The organism is Rhodococcus sp. SGAir0479 (assembly GCF_005484805.1).
Classification (GTDB): Bacteria; Actinomycetota; Actinomycetes; order Mycobacteriales; family Mycobacteriaceae; genus Prescottella.
This window is the reverse complement of the sequence record NZ_CP039432.1, coordinates 4,613,288-4,632,702: the sequence shown is the minus strand read 5'-3', so window position 1 is coordinate 4,632,702 and position 19,415 is coordinate 4,613,288. Positions and strand designations below refer to the sequence as shown.

General features: G+C 70.5%; 17 protein-coding genes, 1 pseudogene and 1 riboswitch. Of the genes and pseudogenes, 7 read left to right on the top strand and 11 right to left on the bottom strand.

All coding sequences use genetic code 11. From position 1 onward, the window contains the following. The first annotated feature begins 22 nt into the window (after positions 1–22). Both E7742_RS21435 and E7742_RS21430 read left to right on the top strand, forming a co-directional pair. Entirely contained in the window at positions 23–544 is a 522-nt protein-coding gene (locus E7742_RS21435) for a 2-oxo-4-hydroxy-4-carboxy-5-ureidoimidazoline decarboxylase (protein WP_137800776.1), read from the top strand. A 91-nt stretch (positions 545–635) separates the two neighbouring features. Further along, positions 636–1,712 (top strand): alkene reductase, encoded by a 1,077-nt coding sequence (locus E7742_RS21430; RefSeq protein ID WP_137800775.1) that lies wholly within the window; start codon positions 636–638, stop codon positions 1,710–1,712. Positions 1,713–1,755: 43 nt separating this feature from the next. Here E7742_RS21430 and E7742_RS21425 read toward each other — a convergent pair whose 3' ends face one another. Then, positions 1,756–2,406: a TetR/AcrR family transcriptional regulator gene (locus E7742_RS21425; RefSeq protein ID WP_441346870.1), complete on the bottom strand. Its 651-nt coding sequence runs from the start codon at positions 2,404–2,406 to the stop codon at positions 1,756–1,758. An 80-nt stretch (positions 2,407–2,486) separates the two neighbouring features. On the opposite strand from E7742_RS21425, the gene E7742_RS21420 reads away from it, so the two are divergent. The 3 genes from E7742_RS21420 to E7742_RS21410 all read left to right on the top strand — a co-directional run bounded on the left by E7742_RS21420 (position 2,487) and on the right by E7742_RS21410 (position 4,747). Then, positions 2,487–3,590: an ABC transporter permease gene (locus E7742_RS21420; RefSeq protein WP_137800773.1), complete on the top strand. Its 1,104-nt coding sequence runs from the start codon at positions 2,487–2,489 to the stop codon at positions 3,588–3,590. Between the two features lie 15 nt (positions 3,591–3,605). Next, on the top strand, positions 3,606–4,118 hold the full coding sequence (locus tag E7742_RS21415) for a YbaK/EbsC family protein (RefSeq protein WP_137800772.1): 513 nt from the start codon (positions 3,606–3,608) through the stop codon (positions 4,116–4,118). Between the two features lie 74 nt (positions 4,119–4,192). Further along, complete coding sequence (locus E7742_RS21410; protein ID WP_137800771.1) at positions 4,193–4,747, top strand: flavin reductase family protein; 555 nt, start codon at positions 4,193–4,195, stop codon at positions 4,745–4,747. A 27-nt stretch (positions 4,748–4,774) separates the two neighbouring features. Here E7742_RS21410 and E7742_RS21405 read toward each other — a convergent pair whose 3' ends face one another. From E7742_RS21405 to E7742_RS21375, 8 genes and pseudogenes are all read right to left on the bottom strand, one after another. Then, on the bottom strand, positions 4,775–5,158 hold the full coding sequence (locus tag E7742_RS21405) for an ATP-binding protein (protein ID WP_254699103.1): 384 nt from the start codon (positions 5,156–5,158) through the stop codon (positions 4,775–4,777). A 28-nt stretch (positions 5,159–5,186) separates the two neighbouring features. Next, positions 5,187–5,525, bottom strand: coding sequence for an STAS domain-containing protein (locus tag E7742_RS21400; protein WP_137800769.1), 339 nt, complete (start codon positions 5,523–5,525; stop codon positions 5,187–5,189). Further along, positions 5,522–7,490, bottom strand: a pseudogene (locus tag E7742_RS21395) (glycosyltransferase). The gene E7742_RS21400 and the pseudogene E7742_RS21395 overlap by 4 nt, the downstream one beginning before the upstream one ends. Next, positions 7,487–8,722, bottom strand: a complete 1,236-nt coding sequence (locus E7742_RS21390; RefSeq protein ID WP_254699102.1) for a SpoIIE family protein phosphatase — start codon at positions 8,720–8,722, stop codon at positions 7,487–7,489. Before E7742_RS21390 ends, E7742_RS21395 begins: the two are co-directional and overlap by 4 nt. A 1-nt stretch (position 8,723) precedes the next feature. Further along, complete coding sequence (locus E7742_RS21385) at positions 8,724–9,635, bottom strand: glycoside hydrolase family 26 protein (RefSeq protein WP_137800768.1); 912 nt, start codon at positions 9,633–9,635, stop codon at positions 8,724–8,726. A gap of 73 nt (positions 9,636–9,708) precedes the next feature. After that, on the bottom strand, positions 9,709–10,344 hold the full coding sequence (locus E7742_RS21380; RefSeq protein WP_137800767.1) for an LLM class flavin-dependent oxidoreductase: 636 nt from the start codon (positions 10,342–10,344) through the stop codon (positions 9,709–9,711). Positions 10,345–10,388: 44 nt separating this feature from the next. Next, positions 10,389–10,472, bottom strand: coding sequence for a putative leader peptide (locus E7742_RS23830; RefSeq protein ID WP_368076974.1), 84 nt, complete (start codon positions 10,470–10,472; stop codon positions 10,389–10,391). 60 nt (positions 10,473–10,532) lie between these two features. Next, positions 10,533–11,849 carry an aminotransferase class V-fold PLP-dependent enzyme gene (locus E7742_RS21375; protein ID WP_137800766.1) on the bottom strand — a complete coding sequence of 439 codons (1,317 nt, stop codon included), beginning with the start codon at positions 11,847–11,849 and terminating at the stop codon, positions 10,533–10,535. Positions 11,850–11,903: 54 nt separating this feature from the next. Continuing rightward, a riboswitch (SAM riboswitch) is annotated at positions 11,904–12,018 on the bottom strand. 215 nt (positions 12,019–12,233) lie between these two features. On the opposite strand from E7742_RS21375, the gene E7742_RS21370 reads away from it, so the two are divergent. Further along, positions 12,234–16,172, top strand: coding sequence for a Pls/PosA family non-ribosomal peptide synthetase (locus tag E7742_RS21370; protein WP_137800765.1), 3,939 nt, complete (start codon positions 12,234–12,236; stop codon positions 16,170–16,172). Next, the gene (locus tag E7742_RS21365; RefSeq protein WP_137800764.1) at positions 16,169–17,485 is read left to right on the top strand and encodes a M1 family metallopeptidase; all 1,317 of its coding nucleotides are present in this window, start codon (positions 16,169–16,171) and stop codon (positions 17,483–17,485) included. The genes E7742_RS21370 and E7742_RS21365 overlap by 4 nt, the downstream gene beginning before the upstream one ends. Here E7742_RS21365 and E7742_RS21360 read toward each other — a convergent pair. Then, positions 17,471–18,736, bottom strand: a complete 1,266-nt coding sequence (locus E7742_RS21360) for an MFS transporter (RefSeq protein ID WP_175420550.1) — start codon at positions 18,734–18,736, stop codon at positions 17,471–17,473. The genes E7742_RS21365 and E7742_RS21360 overlap by 15 nt on opposite strands. Next, positions 18,733–19,386 (bottom strand): GntR family transcriptional regulator, encoded by a 654-nt coding sequence (locus E7742_RS21355; protein ID WP_137800763.1) that lies wholly within the window; start codon positions 19,384–19,386, stop codon positions 18,733–18,735. The genes E7742_RS21360 and E7742_RS21355 overlap by 4 nt, the downstream gene beginning before the upstream one ends. Positions 19,387–19,415 lie beyond the last annotated feature (29 nt).

Sequence of the window (19,415 nt, the reverse complement as noted above, 5' to 3'; positions counted from 1 at the left end):
CTGGGACACGGAGGGAGGAACCATGTTGATGCATCAGGGAATCGGTCTGGATCGGTTCAATGCACTACCGCGCCGCCGGGCGATCCACGCGCTCTTCGAGTGCTGCTGCTGTCTGCCGTGGTCGGCGCGACTGGCCGACGGGCGCGCGTACGCGTCGTACACCGAACTGATGTCCCGCGCGGAGCGGGAGTTCGCCGAGCTGCCCGAGTCGGAGATCGACCAGGTATTACAGGGCCATCCGCGGATCGGCAGGCGGGCGCGCAGCGCGGCGTCCTTCCGGGAGCAGTGTGCGGTCTGGGTCGACGACGACGCCGTGATGCGCACCCTCGCCGAGGCCGCCGCCGCGTACGAGGAGCGGTTCGGCTTCCGGTACGTGTGGTGCGCGGACGGACGGGACGGTCGCGCCCTGCTCGCCGATCTCACCGCGCGGATGGGCCACGACGCCGCCACCGAACGCGCCGTCCGGACCGCCGAGCTGGCGAAGATCACCCGCACCCGACTGGAGCGAATGTTGGGCCCGGAGGGCGGTTTTCCCGACTACTGACGTACGGGCGGCGCCGGTGCGCCAGACGGCAGTGACACACCTCATGGTCGCCGCCGGGAATCCCACCGCGGAGAATCCCGTTGCGACACCCATGGATTTGTTCACACCTGTAGCACTCGGAGACCTCGAGCTCGCGAACCGCATCGTCATGGCCCCACTGACCCGCATGCGCGGCGGATCGGCCGGTATACCCGGCGACCTGATCGTCGAGCACTATCGGCAGCGGGCGAGCGCCGGTCTGATCATCACCGAGGGAACGTATGTGAACTACGAGTCGCAGGCGTTCGTCGGACAGCCGGGGATCGTGACCGACGAGCAGGTGGCCGGCTGGCGTCGCGTGGCGGAGGCCGTGCACGACCGCGGTGGCCGCATCGTGATGCAGTTGATGCACGGCGGCCGGGTGACACATCCGGACGTGAACAACGGCCACCGTGTCGTCGCCCCCAGTGCGGTCGCGATCGACGGTGAGGCCCACACGACCAACGGCAAGCAGCCCTATCCGGTGCCGCACGCGCTGACGATCGACGAGGTGCACGCCACCGTCGACGACTTCGTCGCCGCGGCCCGGCGAGCGGTCGCGGCCGGCATCGACGGGGTGGAGATCCACGGCGCCAACGGTTACCTGCTGCACGAGTTCCTGTCGCCGACGTCGAACCGGCGCGACGACGAGTACGGCGGTTCAGTGGAGAACCGGATCCGGTTCGTCGTCGAGGTGGTCACGGCCGTGGCCGAGGCCGTCGGCGCCGGACGGGTCGGACTCCGCATCTCCCCCGAGCACAATATTCAGGACGCCTACGAGACCGACCGCGAGGACACCCTCGCCGTCTACGGCGCCCTCGTCGACCGGTTGCGTCCGCTCGGCATGGCGTACCTGTCCGTTCTGCACAAGGAGCCTGCCGGCGACCTCGCCCAGGAACTGCGGCGCCGCTTCGGCGGCAAGGTGATCGCCAACAGCGGTTTCGCGTCGCCGACCACCCGCGACGAGGCCGTCCGGCTCATCGAGGGCGCCCACGCCGACGCCGTGGCGGTGGGACGGGCGCTGATCGCCAACCCCGACCTGGTCGAGCGCTGGCGCGGTGACCATGACGAGAACGAGCCGCGACCGGAGCTGTTCTACGGGCCCGGAGCCGAGGGCTACACGGATTACCCGTTCCTGCAAGCAGTCTGAGTTCCAGTCGTGAGACGGCGGTGGCGCACCAGCGCCACCGCCGTCACTCGTTCGAGCCCCCGGCGGAGTCGAACGACGCGCGCGCGACCGCACCCGCGAACAGTGCGGTGACCGCGGCGCCCATGGCCTGCTGATCCACCTCGTCGGGATCGACGGTGTGCTCGAGCACCAACCCGGAGATGAGGGCGGTCAGGGACAGCGCCGTGGTCCGGACGTCGAGGTCGACCCCCCATTCCCGCGCACGATCGGCGATCAGTTCGACGAGCCGGCCGCGAAGGTGGCGCCGCTCGCGCAGATACGCCTGTTTGATGTTGGGATCGCGGACGGCCTGGACGCCGAACTCGAGGACCAGCAGCGACCACTCGGTGTCCGCGATGAGGGCCGACGCGACGGCGGCGCCACCCTTGCCGACCGCGTGTGCCAGATCGAGACCGGCGATCTCGGCGAGCACCCGGCCCGCGAGGTCCAGCGAGCGCTGCGCGAACAGTTCGGCGAACAGATCCTGTTTCGACTCGAAATTCGAGTACACCGCCCCCTTGGTGAACCCCGCGCGGCGCGCGATCTCGGCGAGCCTGGCGCCCGCGAACCCCTGCTCGGCGAACTCGTCGGCGGCCGCCTCGAGGATGCGCGCCCGTACGACGTCGCGCCCCGGACGTGCGGTCGCGGTCACTTCGCCTTGACGACTACCAGTCACGATACTTACGGTATTCAATACCCACGGTATCGACAAGACCGTCGGCGACAGTACGCACACTTCGAGCATCGAGGACACCCGTGACCGCGACCACCGAGACGACCGGCGCCCCGTCGACCACCTCCGCCACCCCGCCGTCGCCGCACGGCAGTCCGGTGGAACGGCTCGGCAGCGGCAAGGTGATGGCCGCACTGGCGGTGGGCGTCCTGGTACTGCAGCTCGGATTCATCCTCAGCTACGTCGCAGCGTTCCACCAGCCCACACCGCGGGACATCCCCGTCGCGGTCGTCGCCGCGCCGGGGCTGCCGGACGGGATCGCTCCCCGGTCCGTGGACCAGCTCGACGCGCTCGCCGGGCATCCGGTCGACGCGCGCCTGGCGGCCGACACCGCCGAGGTCCGGCAGCTGCTGCGGGACCGCGACGTCCTGGGCGCGTACGTCATCGACCCCGGTGGCACGGACACTCTGATCACGGCGAGCGCGGGCGGCAGTTCGATCGCGTCGGCTCTCGAATCGATCTTCGATCGGGTGGCGATGGAGCAGGACCGCCAGCTGGTCGTCCGGGACGAGATCCCCGTCAGCGCGCACGACAACCGCGGCCTGTCCGGGTTCTACCTGTCGATCGGCTGGGTCGTGGGCGGGTACCTGCTGGCCGCCGCGATCGGCCTCTTCATCGGGGCACCGAAGACGCTGCGTCAGGCGTGGGCGCACGTCGCCGTGCTGTTCGGGTACTCCGTCGTCTCGGGGGCGCTGGGCGCACTCATCACGACGCATGTGCTGGAAACCTTTGCGGGACATTGGTTCCCGCTGTGGCTCCTGGGCACCGGAGTGGTGTTCGGGACCGGACTGTTCACCCTGGGACTGCGGGCGGCGGTCGGCATTCTGGCGGTTCCGCTCGCGATCGCGGTGTTCGTGGTGCTGGGCAACCCGAGTGCCGGCGGCGCCTTCGGGGCGAACGTGATTCCCAGCTTCTATGCGGCGATCGGCAAGTGGATCACGCCCGGTGCGGGTACGGAGGGGGTGCGCGCGGTCGTGTACTTCGACAACGTCGGGTTGGGCCAGCCCGCCCTCGCCCTCGCGCTGTACACGGTCGTCGGGGCGGTCCTGCTCCTCGGTTTCACAGTGTGGCGCGCCCGCCGCGACGCCGATTCGGACGCCGATACGCCTGCCCCGGCCGCGAACTAGTCCTACGCTGAATCCATGCCCAGGCTGCTGCATCCCCATGCGGCGCACGTCGCCGACACGCTGATCGCGCGCGGCCACCACGGGGTGATCGTCAGCCAGCCCGCGCCCATCCACAGCGCCGCCGATGCCGCGGTGACGCTGGGGGTGGATCCGGGTGCCGTCGTGAAGTCGCTCGTGTTCCTGCTCGACGACGATCCGGTACTCCTGCTGGTCTCCGGTGCGCACCAGGTCGACCTCGCCGCCACCGGCGCCCGCTTGCAGGGCTCGTTGACGCGGGCGTCGCTCGAGACGGTCCGCGAGGTCACGGGCCAGCCGATCGGTGGGGTGGCGCCGCTGGGGCATCCGACGAATCTGCCGACGTACCTCGACAGCGCGCTCGCCGACTACCCGGAACTGTGGGCCGCGGCGGGACATCCGGACACCGTCTTCCGCACCACGTTCTCCGAGCTCCTGCGGGTGACGGCGGGCCTGGCGATCGACATGGGCCGCGGCCCGAAAGGGGCGGCGGATCAGTTGTCCGCTGAGTGAACCGAAGCCTGGTTGGTCGGTATGGCTGGCCTTATAGTGGCGAACAGTCACCCAGGTCGAATCGGAGTAATGCCTTGTCACAGTCTGTCGAGAATGCGCCCGAACTCGCTGTCGTCCCTGCCGTCGGTTCGGAGGGCGTGAGCAACGACGAGTACAAGGCCGCGATGCGGCGTCATCCGGCGGGCGTCACCATCGTGACCCTGGACTCCGGGAAGGGCCCGGTCGGCTTCACCGCCACGTCGTTCGCGTCGTTGTCGATGGAACCGCCGCTGATCTCGTTCAACATCGCGCTGAACTCGTCGAGCATCGACGCGCTCCGGGCGGCGGATTCCGTGGTCGTGCACCTGCTGGGCGAGCACCAGCAGCACCTGTCGCAGCGGTTCTCCCGCAGCGCCGACCAGCGGTTCAGCGACGAGTCGCTGTGGTCACGGCTCGAGACCGGTGAGCCGGTCCTGCACGGCACGCCCATCTGGATGCGCACGACGGTGCACCAGCTGATCCCCGCCGGCGACCATCTCTTGGTGATCGGTCACATCACGCGCCTGCACAACGAGAACGACGACGAGGCCGCCGCGGCGCCGCTGCTCTACCACGACGGCCGCTACCACCGCGCGGCTCCGCTGGACTGACGCGGTTCCGGCGGCGCACGGGCGTCGTCAGCGCCGACACGAGACGAACCACCGATTGACGGCTCCGACGCGGCGGTAGTTCAGGGTCTCGCTGAGTTGCTTGGCGATGGCCAGCCCGCGCCCCCGCTCGGCGAGCGGATCGGGCATCGTCACGGCCGCGAGGTCGATGCGAACCTCCGGCCCGTCGTCCTCGAACGTCGCGTCCAGCCGGTCGGGCAACGACTCCACCACCAGCTGCAGGTGCACCGGATCCGCGCCGCGGGGGGTGTGCTCGACGATGTTCGCGGCCAGTTCCGCCACGACGGTCTCGAACCGGTGCCGCGGGTCCGCGGCTACCGGTTCCGCCTCGAACAGGTCGTCCAGCAGCTGGTGCACGGCCTCGAGGGCGCCGGGACCGGTCGTCGTCGTCAACGTCCTCCCGGCGCCTGTCGCGTCCGGGTCACTCGCCTCCGAAGGCACCGTCGGCCGATTCGTAGGACCGCAGCACGCGGTCGAGACTCGTCAGCGCGAGAACGCTCTGCACCTGCGGGGTGGGCGACGCGATACGCAGATCGCCCCCGGACTGCCGCGCGGCCTTCAGGCCCGAGATGAGGGCACCGAGTCCGGAGGAGTCGACGAACTCGACGCCTCCCAGATCCACGACGAGTCGTGACGTGCCCGCCGCGACGAGGGACGTCAGCTGTTCGCGCAGTCCCGGTGCGGCGATCATGTTCAGTCGTCCCTCGGGCCGGACGACGACCACGCCCGCCGCGGTCGTCCTGGTGTCGAAGGCGGTCATCGGTGTCCTCCCGTTTCCGTTCCGCGGTAACGCACCGCGGTGATCACAACGCTCAATATCACCAGATCGAACATCACCCAGAAGAGGTTCACCCCGACGCCGAGGACGGAGATGGTGCCGAACCACAGGCGGACGATTCCCACCACCGACGCCACCACCAGCAACACCATGGCCGCCAGCTGGTACTTCACGAGGTGCCACGGCAACGATTGCACGTTCTGTCTCGTCTTGGGTGTGACGGCGAAACCGAGCGGTCGTCCCAGGCAGACGTTCGCAAAGGCGGTGGTGCACGCGCGGATCCACACCGGGAACAGCGCGAGGCTGTACTGCTGACCGCGCCACGTCGGCATACCCCGGCTCACCACGAAGAACAGCAACTGGTTCAGCAGGAGGAAGGGCACCAGTCGGCCGAAGAAGTCCCAACTGTAGGCGTCCACCGGCATCACGCCCGTGATCAGGTACACCGCGGGTGCAGCGATGTACGCCAGTGCAGCGAACCCGGCGAGGTAGCTCCACATGGTGGCCCAGTACATCAACCGTTGTGCGACGCTCAGGCCCCGCTGCACCAGCGGGTTCTCCCGGAGCATCACCTGGATGGTGCCCTGGGCCCAGCGCAGCCGTTGCGTGAGCATCGTTTTCAGGTCGTCCGGCGCGAGCCCCTCGGCCAGGATCTCGTGGTGGTACACCGTGCGCCACCCCTGGGCGTGCAGGCGCATGCACGTCGCCATGTCCTCGGTGACGGAGATCGTCGCGAGCGGGAGCATCGGCTGGGCTTCGTCCGATCGCCCCACGTCGACGGAGTCGACGAGGAGTCGTACCGATTCGATCGCCCCGAGCGGTGACCACTCGCGGTGTGCCAGCCGCGCGAGTGGCCTCGTCGTCGAAGAAGGAGTCGTCGTCGCCGGCCGGTTCCTCCGTCAGCGCACGAACCGCTGCCAGGTCCGCCCGCATCGCCTCGACGTCCTTGGCGACGACGCCCTCCGCGGCACCCGCGACGGCCCGCTGGAACGAGTACGTGACGTCGCCGACGGACTCCCCCGCCCGCAGGCGCTGCTCCGCGACCCGCACGGCGTCCCGAACCTGTTCGAGCGCGGCCAGCGCCGACGGGTCGTCGGTGTCCCGGGCCGCGCGCCGCAGCACGTCGGTGGCGGTGCGCAGCGCACGACGGACACCCTCCTCGACGGCGCGGACGTACCCGCTGATGCCCAACCGCATCAACGCCTCCCGCCGCAGCACGGCGTTGGACCCGCAGAAGAAGGCGGCGTTCCACCCGTCCTTGCCCTGCTGGATGGGACCGTAGAACAGCGGCGCCTGACTCCCGAACGGATCGCCCGGAGGCACGTTGACGAAGTACTGCGGTGTCTGGACCAGCGCAGTGCTCTCGTCGCGGAAGTAGCCGAGCGTGCGATCGAGGATGTCGGGGTGCGGGACCTGGTCGGCGTCGAGCACCAGGAGGTACTCGCCTTCGGTCGCCAGGAGCGCGTTGTTGAGGTTCCCGGCCTTGGCGTGCCTGGGCTTGCCGGCCCAGTCCGACGACCGCGTGAGGTACCCGATGCCGGCCTTCTCCGCAGCCGCCGCCAGTTCGGGTCGGTCGCCGTCGTCGAGGATCCAGGTCCGGTGCGGGTGGCGGATCCGCTGCGCCGCCTCGGCGGTGTCCATCACCATCTCGATGGGCTCGTTGTAGGTGGTCACGAAGACGTCGACGGTGGCGCCGGGCGGGGGCGGCGGGGGATCGGGTCGCCGCCGCAGCCGCCACATCGTGAGGCCGAACAGCAGCGAATCCACGAGGCTGTACGTTTCGGCGATCACCAGCGGTACGGCGATCCACCAGGCCGTCCAGTTCACCGAGAACAGCCACCGCCACACGACGTAGTTGATGCCGAGAATCGCCGTGACGAGGATCAGGAACCGCAGGGCCACCGACGGCTCCGTGCCGCGGGCCACCTCGCTCCGCGTGGTCGTCATGCGTCCTCCCTGCCGATCGCCACGATCGTCACGTCGTCCAGTGGGGGCATCTCCGCCACGAGATCGCCGACCGCGGCGACGAGGCCGGCGGCGTCCACGTGCGCGGCCACGAACGCGTGGACGGCCCGCGGATCGCTGTCCTCGTCGAGCAGGTCGAGCAGGCCGTCGGAACACACGACGAGCATGTCGCCCGGAGACAGCGACGACGTGTGCGAGTCCCACGCGTCGTCGAGCGCGATCCCGAGTGGCAGCCCCGAGGCCCGCAACGGCTCCACCGTGCCGTCGCGGCGGCGCACCATCGACAGCCCGTGACCGGCGTCGACGTACGTCACCGTGCCGGTCGGGAGATCGACGACGGCATGGAACGCCGTGACGAAGGTGTCGGTACCGTCCAGGTCCTCGGCGAGTTGTTCGGCGGCCGCCGACGCGGCGACACCGGCGTCCACGTCGGCCTGCGTCTCCCCCGCCAGGCGGGCGAACGCGCGCGTCGCGCCGCGAAACGTGGACCGGACGGCGGCCGCCACGATCGCGGCTCCGGTGCCCTTGCCCATCACGTCCGCGACCGTCACCACGAGTCGGTCGTCGACGACGTGGTGGTCGTAGAAGTCACCGCCCACCACGAACGCGGGAAGGCACGCGCCGGACACCGCGTAACCCTTCTGCCCCTGCAGTGGGCGCGGCAGCAGGCTCCGCTGGATGTCGGCACCCCGCGCGAGATCCTCGGACCACTCGAGTTCCCGCTGGACCATTCCGGCCATCTCGGCGAAGTTGGTGAGCTCCTCGTCGTCGAGGGTGCGAGGGGTCTCGTCGTAGACGCAGAACGTCCCGACGGTGTGTCCGCCCGGTCCGTAGAGCGGGTACCCGGCGTAGAAGCGGATGCCGCCGTCGCCCCCGATGCCGGGGATTTCGCTGAACCGCGGGTCGTCGGCGGCATCCTCCACCACCAGTACGGGATCGGGCACCCCCCGGTACGTGCGCGCGATGGTGGTCTGACACACCGTTCGATCCCGCGGGACCTCGGTGAGGGCGAGTCCCTCGATCGACTTGAACCACTGCCGATCACGGTCCATCAGCGACACACTGCACATCGGTACTCCGAGCACCCGGCGGGTCATCCGGGCGATGCGGTCGAACCGCTCCTCCTTCGGGGTGTCCAGCAGCCCGAGCTGCTCGACCGCCTGCATTCGTTCCCGCTCGATCTCCGGGCGAATCCACCCCCCGGCGTCCGTCATCTCACCGACACCCTTCCCCGATTGCTCGGGCGAACGCGCTCACCGACTCCGGCGAACTGATCATCCGCCAGTCCACTTCCTTGTCGTGATCGAACCACACGAATCCGGCGATTTCGCGGCGGTCCGCGAGGAACTGGACCAAACGGCCGATCCACTCGGGTCTGGAGCCCCCGGACTCGGCGCACGCGACCTCGGTGAGCAGACGCGGGCACCCGGGCGCGAGTGGACGCAGCTCGTCGAGGGTCGGTTCGAACAGTGCCCGCGGCTGCGTCCAAATCGAGTGTGCGCGAGCCCGTCCCCAGTTGTAGCCGTCGAGTCCCACGACGTCCACGACGTCGTCTCCCGGGTAGTAGGCCGCGACCGACGCGCTACCCGGAAAGGACACGGTGGGCGCCCAGATCCAGGACACGTTGTGGGCACCGTGCCGACGGAAGACCGCATGGACGTGACGCCAGGCGGCGATGTAGTCGGCTCCGGAGTTGGTCGCAGCGCCCCACGGATACCACCCCCCGTTGGGTTCGTGCGCGAACCGCAGACCGATCGGGCCGCCCCACTCGGTGAGCGCGCCGGCCCACGTGGCGAGGTACTCGTCGTGAAGGCCGACCGCCACCGAGCGCACGGACGGCACCGAACCGGGGCCGCGGTGCTCCCACCACCAGGGCTCCCACGTGACGATCGGAACGGCGCCGCGTCCGGCCACCATGTCCATGCCCGTGATCGGTGGCGCGCACGCGAAGTCGCAGAAGGCCATCACGAGCCGGGGCTGCACGCCGACTGCGCCCACGACCTCGTCGAGGTCGTGGGCAGACGCGAATCCGGACTCGACGCTGACACCGAACCGGGGCCCCGACAGGGCATCCTGTCCCGGGCCGACCGGAGGGTCCCACGGAAGTCGCGCTCGCCAAGTGCTCACTCCGCCAGTGTCCGTGCGGGGCGCCGATCGTGCTCGACGATCGCCGCGGCGACCGCGTCCGGGGCCGGGTGTCTCAGGACGCCCGTGCGGGCCGCTGCAACCCGAACCGGGCCAGTGCCTCGTCGACGGTGTGGGACGCGGTGACCGATCCGCGGCGTTCGAGCCACGGGAGGGTGCCGTCGACGACACGTTCGAGGACGCGCGGCAATGCCAGCGGCAGCAGCGTCACCCCGTCGGCGACATCGGCGGCGTGGATGTCCGCGATCAGGCTCGCCAGCCCCTCGGCGGTCCCGATGTACGACAACGACGACGGCTGGTGCGGCACACTCGACGTCTCGTCGAGCAGGGCGAGTTCGGCTCGGGCACTGCGAGAGTCGGCACCGATCAGGGTTTCGATGTCGACGAGCACCGCCACGGCGTCGGGGTCGCGGCCGTCCGCCGCGACCGCGGATCGGATGCGGGCGCGGATCTGTTGCACCTCACGCAGGTCGGCGGCACGGACCCGATGCACCACCGCCGGCTCGGCGGCGAGATCGAGGGTGTCGGGCCCCACGGTGAGGTCGACCCACAAGTCGGGTCCGGTCAGCGCGATGTTGCCGGCGATCCGGGCGGCGGCGGGATGATGTCCGGCGCCGGAGAGTTCGACGGCCACCCGCAGGGGGCGGCGTGGGGTGACGGTGTGGACGGAAGCGAAAACGGACTGGGGCATGGTGGTTCCTCGGGACGAGCGTGGACGGGGACGACGGGTGAGCGTCAGTCCCGACACATCTCCGACGAGGTGCGGCACAGGTCGACGTGACGGCGCGACCACCGTCCGCTCGTACCGGTCGACTCCATGCGCGTCACGCTACCCTCGGTCGTTGTCCCCCATCAGGGTTCGGATCACCGTGATCGAGATCAGATGCACTCCGCGGCGCCGTCGGCGCCACTCGAGAAGCCGCGGGTCTCGGGCACCGGGTTCCACAGGCCGTCGGTCTTCCCGTAGTTCCAGTCGGCCTCGCCCGCGACCAGCTGCCGGACGGCGGCGACGAGGCGTTCGACGTCGTCGGACGTGGTGCCCAGGCCGAGGCTCGCGCGGACCGCACCACCGGCGTGGCCGATGCGGTTGAGCAGCGGGTGAGCGCAGAACCGGCCGTCGCGCACACCGATGCCGTGCTCGGCCGAGAGGTACGCGGCGATCTGGCCGGGCTCGAAGCCGTCGATCGTGAAGGTGACGATGCCGACGCTGTCCGGGGCGTCCGACCACAGGCGCAGCAGCTGCACGCCGTCGATCTCGCCGAGGCCCTCGGCCAGGCGCGTGGAGAGAGCACGCTCGTGCTCGACGACCTTCTCGAAGTCCAACGCGGCCAGCGCATCACAGGCTGCGGCGAGGGCGGCGACGCCGAGGACGTTGGGGCTGCCGGCCTCGTGTCGGGCCGGAGCGGGGGCCCAGCAGGTCTCGTCCACGGTCACCTCGCGGACGGCGCCGCCGCCGGCGAGGTACGGCTCGGCAGCGTCGAGCCAGTCGCGGCGGCCGACCAGCACCCCGGCACCGAACGGCGCGTACAGCTTGTGCCCGGAGAACGCGAGGTAGTCGACGCCGGTCGCGGCGAGGTCCACGCGGCGGTGCGGGGCGAGCTGCGCGCCGTCGACGAGGATGCGGGCGCCGCAGCGGTGCGCGATCTCGGCCAGCTCGGCGATGGGAAGCACCTCGCCGGTGACGTTGGACGCGCCGGTGATCGCGAGCAGCGCGGCCGGCCTGGAGCACAGTTCGGCGACGATCCGGCGGATGGTCTCGGCCACCGTGTCGGCGGCCTCGACAACGCGGGAGTTCTTCCAGGGCAGGAAGTTTGCGTGATGCTCGATGTCGAGCACGACGACGTCACCGGGGACGCAGCTCGCGAGCAGGTTGAGCGAGTCGGTGGTGTTGCGGGTGAACACCACGACCTGGTCGGCGGCGGTGTTGACGAAGCGCTCGACCGCGACGCGCGAGTTCTCGTAGGCCTCGGTGCTCACCCGGGAGGCGTAGCCGGCGCCGCGGTGGACGCTGGCGTAGAAGGGAAGCAGCTCCTGGACCCGGTCGGTGACCTGCTCGAGGGCCGGCGCGCTGGCCGCGTAGTCGAAGTTCGCGTAAACGCAGGTTCCACCCCCGACGAGCGGAACCTGCAGGTCACAGCCGGACACCCGCGCGATCGGGGCGGTGGCACAGGCGGCGTCGGTCAGTACAGCGGTCATCACTACATCCTTCGAGTCCTGGGACTCGTCGGCAGTGGAGGTCGACGCCATCGGAGTCCGCGCTTGCCATGTCCTTGTGGACCATGACCTGGTCGTCACCCGGAGCACCCCACCGCGGTTGGAGGGTTGCCGACCAGCTAGCCGGGGCTTGACGCTGGTACTCGTGACCTGTCGAAGAGGATGACAGAGCGGCTCCCTCGATGTCAACCCGGGAACCGAGAGGTGGGCCGGGAGCACCGTTTTCGGCCCATCCGGGGGAGAATCGAGGAGAGAAGCCGAGGGCCTGACCGATGGGCACGCCGCGACGAGGTGTTCATCCACCGGACACCTTGCCGTGAGAGAACGAGGTGCCCGCCCGACAGGCACAGAGAGGGACGTCCCGGATTGTCTGCCCAGCCAGCAACAGAACAGACGCAGCAGCGCGATCGAACGCTGCCGGAACGGATACCGGCTCCGTTCCTGCGCTCACCGCACGCGCCCGAACCGCGCACCCTCGTCGACATCCTCACGGCCACCGCCACTGCGCATCCGGACACGACCGCGATCGACGACGGCGCCGCGGCGCTGACGTATCGGGAACTGCTCGACGAGATCGCGGTGGGCGCCCGGCGGCTCGCGGATGCCGGCGTCGGCGCCGGGGACCGGGTGGGCGTACGGATGCCGTCGGGAACGCGCGAACTGTATGTCGCGATCCTGTCGGTACTCGCGGCCGGCGCGGCGTACGTCCCGGTCGACGCGGACGATCCCGACGAACGCGCCGAACTGGTGTTCGGCGAGGCACGGGTGGCGGCGATCCTCACCGCCGACGGGGTGCAGCCGGGCACCGCGCCGCACCGGGCCGACGTTCCGGAGATCCGCACACCCACGCCGGACGACGACGCGTGGATCATCTTCACGTCGGGGTCGACGGGCACCCCCAAGGGCGTCGCGGTCACGCACCGCAACGCGGCTGCCTTCGTCGACGCGGAAGCGCGAATGTTCCTGCAGGGAAATCCGATCGGCCCCCGGGACCGAGTACTGGCCGGCCTGTCGGTGGCGTTCGACGCGTCGTGCGAGGAGATGTGGCTGGCATGGCGGCACGGGGCCACACTGGTCCCGGCTCCCCGCTCGCTCGTCCGCAGCGGCATGGATCTGGGGCCGTGGCTGGTCTCCCGCAACGTCACCGTCGTCTCGACCGTCCCCACGCTCGCGGCGATGTGGCCGGCCGAGGCGCTCGAAGCGGTCCGGCTGTTGATCTTCGGCGGGGAGGCGTGCCCGCCGGAACTGGCCGCCCGTCTGGCCGTCCCCGGCCGCGAGGTGTGGAACACGTACGGACCCACCGAGGCCACCGTCGTCGCGTGCGGCGCCCGGATGGACGGGACCGGACCGGTCCGGATCGGTCTGCCGCTCGACGGTTGGGACCTCGCGGTCGTCGACGCGGCCGGCGAACCCGTCGCCGAGGGCGAGATCGGCGAGTTGGTCATCGGCGGGGTGGGACTGGCGCGGTACCTCGATCCGGCGAAGGACGCCGAGAAGTACGCGCCCATGCCCACGCTCGGGTGGGCGCGGGCCTATCGCAGCGGCGACCTGGTCCGTCTCGACCGTGCCGGGCTGCTGTTCCAGGGCCGCGCCGACGACCAGGTCAAGATCGGCGGCCGTCGCATCGAACTCGGCGAGGTCGACAACGCGCTGCAGAACCTGCCCGGTGTGAGCGGGGCGGCCGCGGCGGTCCGCAGGACGCCGGCCGGGACGGCAATCCTCGTCGGCTACCTCTCCAGCACCGACGCCGACTTCGACCTCGACGAGGCCCGCGAGCTGCTGGCCGACCGGTTGCCGGCCGCACTCGTCCCGCGGCTGGCGTTGGTCGACGAGCTGCCCACCCGCACGTCGGGCAAGGTCGACCGCGACGCGTTGCCGTGGCCGCTGCCCGGCAGCGGGACGGACGACGCCGGCGCCGATCTCGGCGGCACCGCTGGCTGGGTGGCCGGACTGTGGACGTCGATCCTCGGCGCCCGGATCACCGGTCCGGACGACGACTTCTTCGAGATGGGCGGCGGCTCACTGGCCGCGGCGCAACTCGTCACCGCGCTGCGCGACCGCTTCCCCGAGGTGACCGTCGCGCAGCTGTACGACCATCCCCGGCTCGGGTCGCTGGCCGGGTTCCTCGACGAACTCTCCCCCACCGAGGCCGCCGTACCCCGACATGTCGAGCCCACACCACGGCGCGCGCAGGCGGCGCAGATCGCGGCGACCGTCCCGCTGATGACGCTCACCGGTCTGCAGTGGGTGACCTGGCTGGCGATCGCCGGCAACGTGCTGGCCCTGTTCGACGTCGACTGGGCACCCACCCTGTCGTGGTGGTGGGTGACCGTGCTCTTCGTCCTCTTCATCACCCCGCTGGGGCGGATGGCCGTCGCGGTCGCCGGGGCCCGGCTGTTGCTGCGCGGTCTGCAACCGGGCACCTACCGCCGGGGCGGGCGCGAGCATCTACGGCTGTGGATCGCGCTGCGCCTCGTCGAGGCCAGCGGTGCCGACAACCTGTCCGGGGCGCCGTGGATGCTGTACTTCGCCCGTGCGCTGGGCGCCGAGGTCGGTCGCGGCGTCGACCTGCACACGCTCCCGCCGGTCACCGGGATGCTCGTGCTCGGCGACGGCTGCTCGGTGGAACCGGAGGTGGACCTGTCCGGGCACTGGATCGACGGCGACGTCGTACACATCGGCGCGATCCGGATCGGCGACGGTGCCGCAATCGGCGCTCGCTCGACACTGCTGCCGGGAGCCCGTATCGGCCGCGGCGCCGAGGTCGCCGCGGGGTCGGCGGTGTTCGGGAAGGTCAAGGCCGGGCAGCAGTGGGCCGGTTCACCCGCGGTCAAGGTCGGCAAGGCCACTCACCCGTGGCCGCAGCATCCGCCGCGCCGTGCCGCGCACTGGGTCCCGATCTTCGGTGTCACGTCGGTGGTGTTGGCCGGCATGCCGATCTTCGGGCTCGCCGCCGGTCTGGTCCCGGTCGGGTGGTCGGTGCGCGACGCTGCCGGCCTGGGCGACGCCTTCCGACGCGCGCTCGCCGTCCTGCCGATCGCGACGCTGGTGAGTCTGTTCGTCTTCGCGGCCCTGACGGTGCTCGCGGTGCGGCTGCTGTCGATCGGCCTCACCGAGGGCTACCACCCGGTCCGTAGCCGGGCGGGCTGGCAGGCGTGGGCCACCGAGCGCCTCATGGACTCGGCCCGGACCTTCCTGTTCCCGCTGTACGCGAGCCTGCTGACACCGCTGTGGCTGCGCCTGCTCGGCGCGAAGGTGGGCCGCGACACCGAGATCTCCACGGCGCTGGTGCTTCCCAAGTTCACCACCGTCGCCGACGGCGCCTTCCTGGCCGACGACACCCTGGTCGCGAGCTACGAACTCGGCGGCGGCTGGATGCGTATCGAGCCCGCCAAGATCGGTAAACGCGCCTTCCTCGGTAACTCCGGCATCGCCGGGCCGGGCCGGCGCGTCCCCAAGAACAGCCTGGTGGCGGTGCTGTCGGCGGCGCCGAGCAAGGCCAAGTCCGGATCGTCGTGGCTGGGCAGTCCACCCGTCCGGTTGCGTCGGGCCGCGACGCAGGCCGACGCGTCGCGCACCTTCGATCCGCCGCTGCGGCTCAAGGTCGCCCGCGCGGTGGTCGAGACGTGCCGGCTGATCCCCGTGATGGTCACGTTCGGTATCGGGCTGGGCGTGTTGTTCACACTGGCGTGGCTGGTGTCGGTCGGCGGCTTCGGGCTGGCGGCGCTCGGGGGCGGCATCGTGCTGCTCGTCGCGGGCGCCGTCGCCGGGGTGGTGTCGGTGGCCGCGAAGTGGCTCGTCGTCGGTCGGATCGGGGCCGTCGAGCATCCACTGTGGAGTTCGTTCGTGTGGCGCAACGAGGTGTCCGATGCCTTCGTCGAAACCGTCGCCGCCCCGTGGTTCGCGCGCGCCGCGAACGGCACCGCGGTGATGAACGTGTGGCTACGCGGTCTCGGCGCCACGATCGGCCGCGGCGTCTGGTGCGAGACCTACTGGCTGCCGGAGGCCGACCTGGTGACCCTCGGCGACGGCGCCACGGTGGAGCGGGGGTGCGTCGTGCAGACCCATCTGTTCCATGATCGGATCATGTCCATGGACACGGTCACGTTGGGTGCGGGCGCCACCCTCGGCCCGCACTGTGTCGCGCTCCCCGCCGCCGGACTCGGCGACGGCGCCACCGTGGGCCCCGCGTCGCTGGTCATGCGCGGCGACACCGTGCCGCCGTCCACCCGTTGGCAGGGCAATCCCATCACGCCGTGGAACGATCCGCCGCCGTGGACGGCGTCGGCCGAGGGCGTCCGATGAAGCCAGGGAAGATCTCCGAGGAACCGCTCGATCCGTACGTACCGCAGCACGGCAACCGCGGTTACCGGGTGTCGCGGTACGAGCTGGATCTGACCTACCGGGTGCACAGCAACCGCCTGTCCGGCAGGGCGTCCATCACCGCCACCACCACCGACGTCCGGCCCCGCTTCTCGCTCGATCTCGCGACGACGATGCAGGTGTCGAAGTTGTCGGTCAACGGCCGGCGCGTCGCGAAGTACACCCATCGCAACGGAAAGCTCACCCTCACCCCGGCGCAGCCCGTCCCCGCGGGCGGCGTCCTCTCGATCACCGTCCAGTACGCCGGCAACCCGCAGCCGATCGTGAGCATGTGGGGCGACGTCGGCTGGGAGGAACTGAGCGAGGGTTCGCTCGTCGCGAGCCAGCCGAACGGTGCGCCGTCGTGGTTCCCGTGCGACGACCACCCGAGTTGCAAAGCGAGCTACCGTATCTCGATCGCCACCGACTCGCCGTACCACGCCGTCGCGAACGGCACGCTGGTCAGCAAGCAGACCAAGGCGAGCCTGACGACGTGGGTGTACGAGCAGACCGAGCCCATGTCGACCTATCTGGCCACCGTCCAGATCGGACCGTACGAGCGGCGCCGGATCGACAGCGGGCAGGTGCCCGTCCACGTGATCCATCCCCCGCGGCTGCGCGAGCACGTCGACCACGACTTCGGGCGGCAGCCGCAGATGGTGGAGGTCTTCGAGAGACTGTTCGGCCCGTATCCGTTCGCGGACTACTCGGTCGTCGTCACCGACGACGACCTGGAGATCCCGATCGAGGCCCAGGGCCTGTCGGTCTTCGGGGCGAACCACAGCGACGGTCGGCGCGGCTGCGAACGTCTCGTCGCGCACGAGCTCGCGCACCAGTGGTTCGGCAACAGCCTCACCCTCGCCGTGTGGAAGGACATCTGGCTGCACGAGGGATTCGCGTGCTACGCCGAGTGGCTGTGGTCGGAGAACTCCGGCGGCCCCGACGCCCACACGCACGCGCTGCACGCGCACCGCCGCCTCGCCGCCGAACCGCAGGACATCCTGCTCGGCGACCCCGGACCGCGACTGATGTTCGACGACCGCATCTACAAGCGGGGCGCCCTCACCCTGCACGCGCTGCGGCAGGAGATCGGGGACGCCGCGTTCTTCGCCCTCCTCCGCACCTGGACGGAGAAGTACCGGCACTCGACGGTGTCCACCGAACAGTTCACCGACCTGGCAACGCATTTCACCGACACGTCGCTGCGCGGGCTGTGGCAGTCGTGGCTCGCCGAGAAGCCGCTACCGCGCCTCTGACACCTCGGGCAGGTGCCGCCGCCACTTGACGAGAACGAGCACCAGGCTCGCGGCGGCGACGATTGCGCCGAAGACGAACATCATCGGGTAGGTGAGCGCCGGATCGGTCTCCGCGATCACCGCCATCGCGGCCGGGACCGCGAACCCGAGGTAGCTCAGCGAGTAGAACACCGCGGTGAGACCGGCCAGATCGTCGGGCCCGGCGATCCGCTGGATCTCCTGCAGGCCCGACACCAGCGCCAACCCGTACCCGCAGCCGAGGATCGCCGCCGCCACGATCGAGACCGCGACGGTGAGCACGTGCGACGCCACCGCCGCCACCGCCATACCGACCACCAGCACCGCGAGGGCCACCGCGACGGCGCGCGCGTTGCGCGGCGTGTCGATCCGACGGCCGAGTGCCTGGATCGCGAACCCCGAGCCGAGGCCGATCATGCACAGGAGCGCGGAGAACGCGACCGGCGCGCTGCCACTGCGACCGGTCATGAGGGCCGGCATCACGGCGTACGCGGATGCCGCCGCACCGAACACCCACGGCGCCACGGGGGCGACCACGTACAGGAATCGGCGATGGCCGGCGGCGGGAATCTTCAGATCCTGGGCCAGCGAACGCCGCTCGGTGGAGGGCACGGCGGGGCGGGTCTCCGGGGCCCGCAGCACCGCGACACCGGCCGCGAGCGCGAGCGCCGAATGGACCGCGTACGCGAGCGCGCTCGGCCACGGCGCCCACTGCGCGAGGATCCCGGCGACCCCGGCCCCGATGCCGAAGCCCGCGGTCAGGCTCATCGCCGCACGACGGGCTCCCGCCCCGGGCGAGGCGGACGGGTCCCGGTCCGGCGACGAGAGTTCCTTGAGCCAGCTGCCGCCGACGGCCATGCCCAGGCCCAGCGCGACGCCGGACAGCACACGTCCGACGATCAGCCACGTCGCCGAGTCCGGCCCCGCGGCCAGTACCACCGAACCGGCCACCGCGATGAACGGCGCCGGCACCATCAGCGGACGGCGTCCCAGCCGATCCGAGAGCGGTCCGCCGATCAGGAGCGCCGGAACGATCCCGATCACGTACGCGAACAGGAAGGTGTCGACCACCACCTGCGTGAAGCCGTGATCCAGTTTGTACATCACCAGCAGCGGTGTGAACTCGTTGCCGCCCCACGCCACGGCGAACATGCCGGCGGCCACCAACATCCACTGCCGCGTGCGCGTGCGGGCGGCGTGCGCAGTGCCGGTGTCCTCACGCGTCGTCGTCATCGCCGTCCTCCCTCACTCAGTGCGTGCACCTCGCGCATGTGTCGACGGACGGCGGACGCGAACCCGTCGGCGTCACCGGCCGCCACCAGATCCGTCAGCCGCGCGTGGTCGTCGACGATCTTGGAAATCTGTTCGGGGTCCCGCGCGAGCGAGCGTGCCGTCATCCGGCGCTGACGCTCCCGCAGCCCGTCGTAGAACGTCTCGAGCAGCGGGTTGCCGCCGGCGCGCACCAGCGCCCGATGGAAGTCGGCGTCGAGCACACTGAACTGCGCGGCGTCCCCACCGGAGACGATCAGTTCGCGCTGCCGGTCCAGGTTCTCCCGCAGGGTCAGCACCAGCACGTCCCGGGCCCGCGGGTTCCTCGCGATCGCCTCGACGGCGTGCGTCTCCACGAGGAGTCGGGCGTCGACGACGTGCTCGGCCTCGCCGTCCGCGACCGGCACGATCAGGGCCCCGCGCTTGGGGTAGAGGCGCATCCAGCCCTCCGCCTCGAGCCGAAGGAACGCTTCCCGGACCGGGGTGCGGCTCGATCCCATCCGTGTGGCGATCTCACCCTCGCTGATCAGCTCACCTCCCGGCAACGCGCCGGACAGGATGAGCTCCTTCACCTCGCGGTACGCGAGCTCGGCCGCCGAATACAACTTAGACACAAGATGTATTTATACGCCTTGCGAAGGAC

Coding starts and splice junctions, on each gene's coding strand:
- E7742_RS21435 (WP_137800776.1), top strand. CDS start 23: ATGTTGATGCATCAGGGAATCGGTCTGGATCGGTTCAATGCACTACCG.
- E7742_RS21430 (WP_137800775.1), top strand. CDS start 636: ATGGATTTGTTCACACCTGTAGCACTCGGAGACCTCGAGCTCGCGAAC.
- E7742_RS21415 (WP_137800772.1), top strand. CDS start 3,606: ATGCCCAGGCTGCTGCATCCCCATGCGGCGCACGTCGCCGACACGCTG.
- E7742_RS21400 (WP_137800769.1), bottom strand. CDS start 5,525: ATGACCGCCTTCGACACCAGGACGACCGCGGCGGGCGTGGTCGTCGTC.
- E7742_RS21390 (WP_254699102.1), bottom strand. CDS start 8,722: ATGACGGACGCCGGGGGGTGGATTCGCCCGGAGATCGAGCGGGAACGA.
- E7742_RS21380 (WP_137800767.1), bottom strand. CDS start 10,344: ATGCCCCAGTCCGTTTTCGCTTCCGTCCACACCGTCACCCCACGCCGC.
- E7742_RS23830 (WP_368076974.1), bottom strand. CDS start 10,472: ATGGAGTCGACCGGTACGAGCGGACGGTGGTCGCGCCGTCACGTCGAC.
- E7742_RS21375 (WP_137800766.1), bottom strand. CDS start 11,849: ATGACCGCTGTACTGACCGACGCCGCCTGTGCCACCGCCCCGATCGCG.
- E7742_RS21365 (WP_137800764.1), top strand. CDS start 16,169: ATGAAGCCAGGGAAGATCTCCGAGGAACCGCTCGATCCGTACGTACCG.
- E7742_RS21360 (WP_175420550.1), bottom strand. CDS start 18,736: ATGACGACGACGCGTGAGGACACCGGCACTGCGCACGCCGCCCGCACG.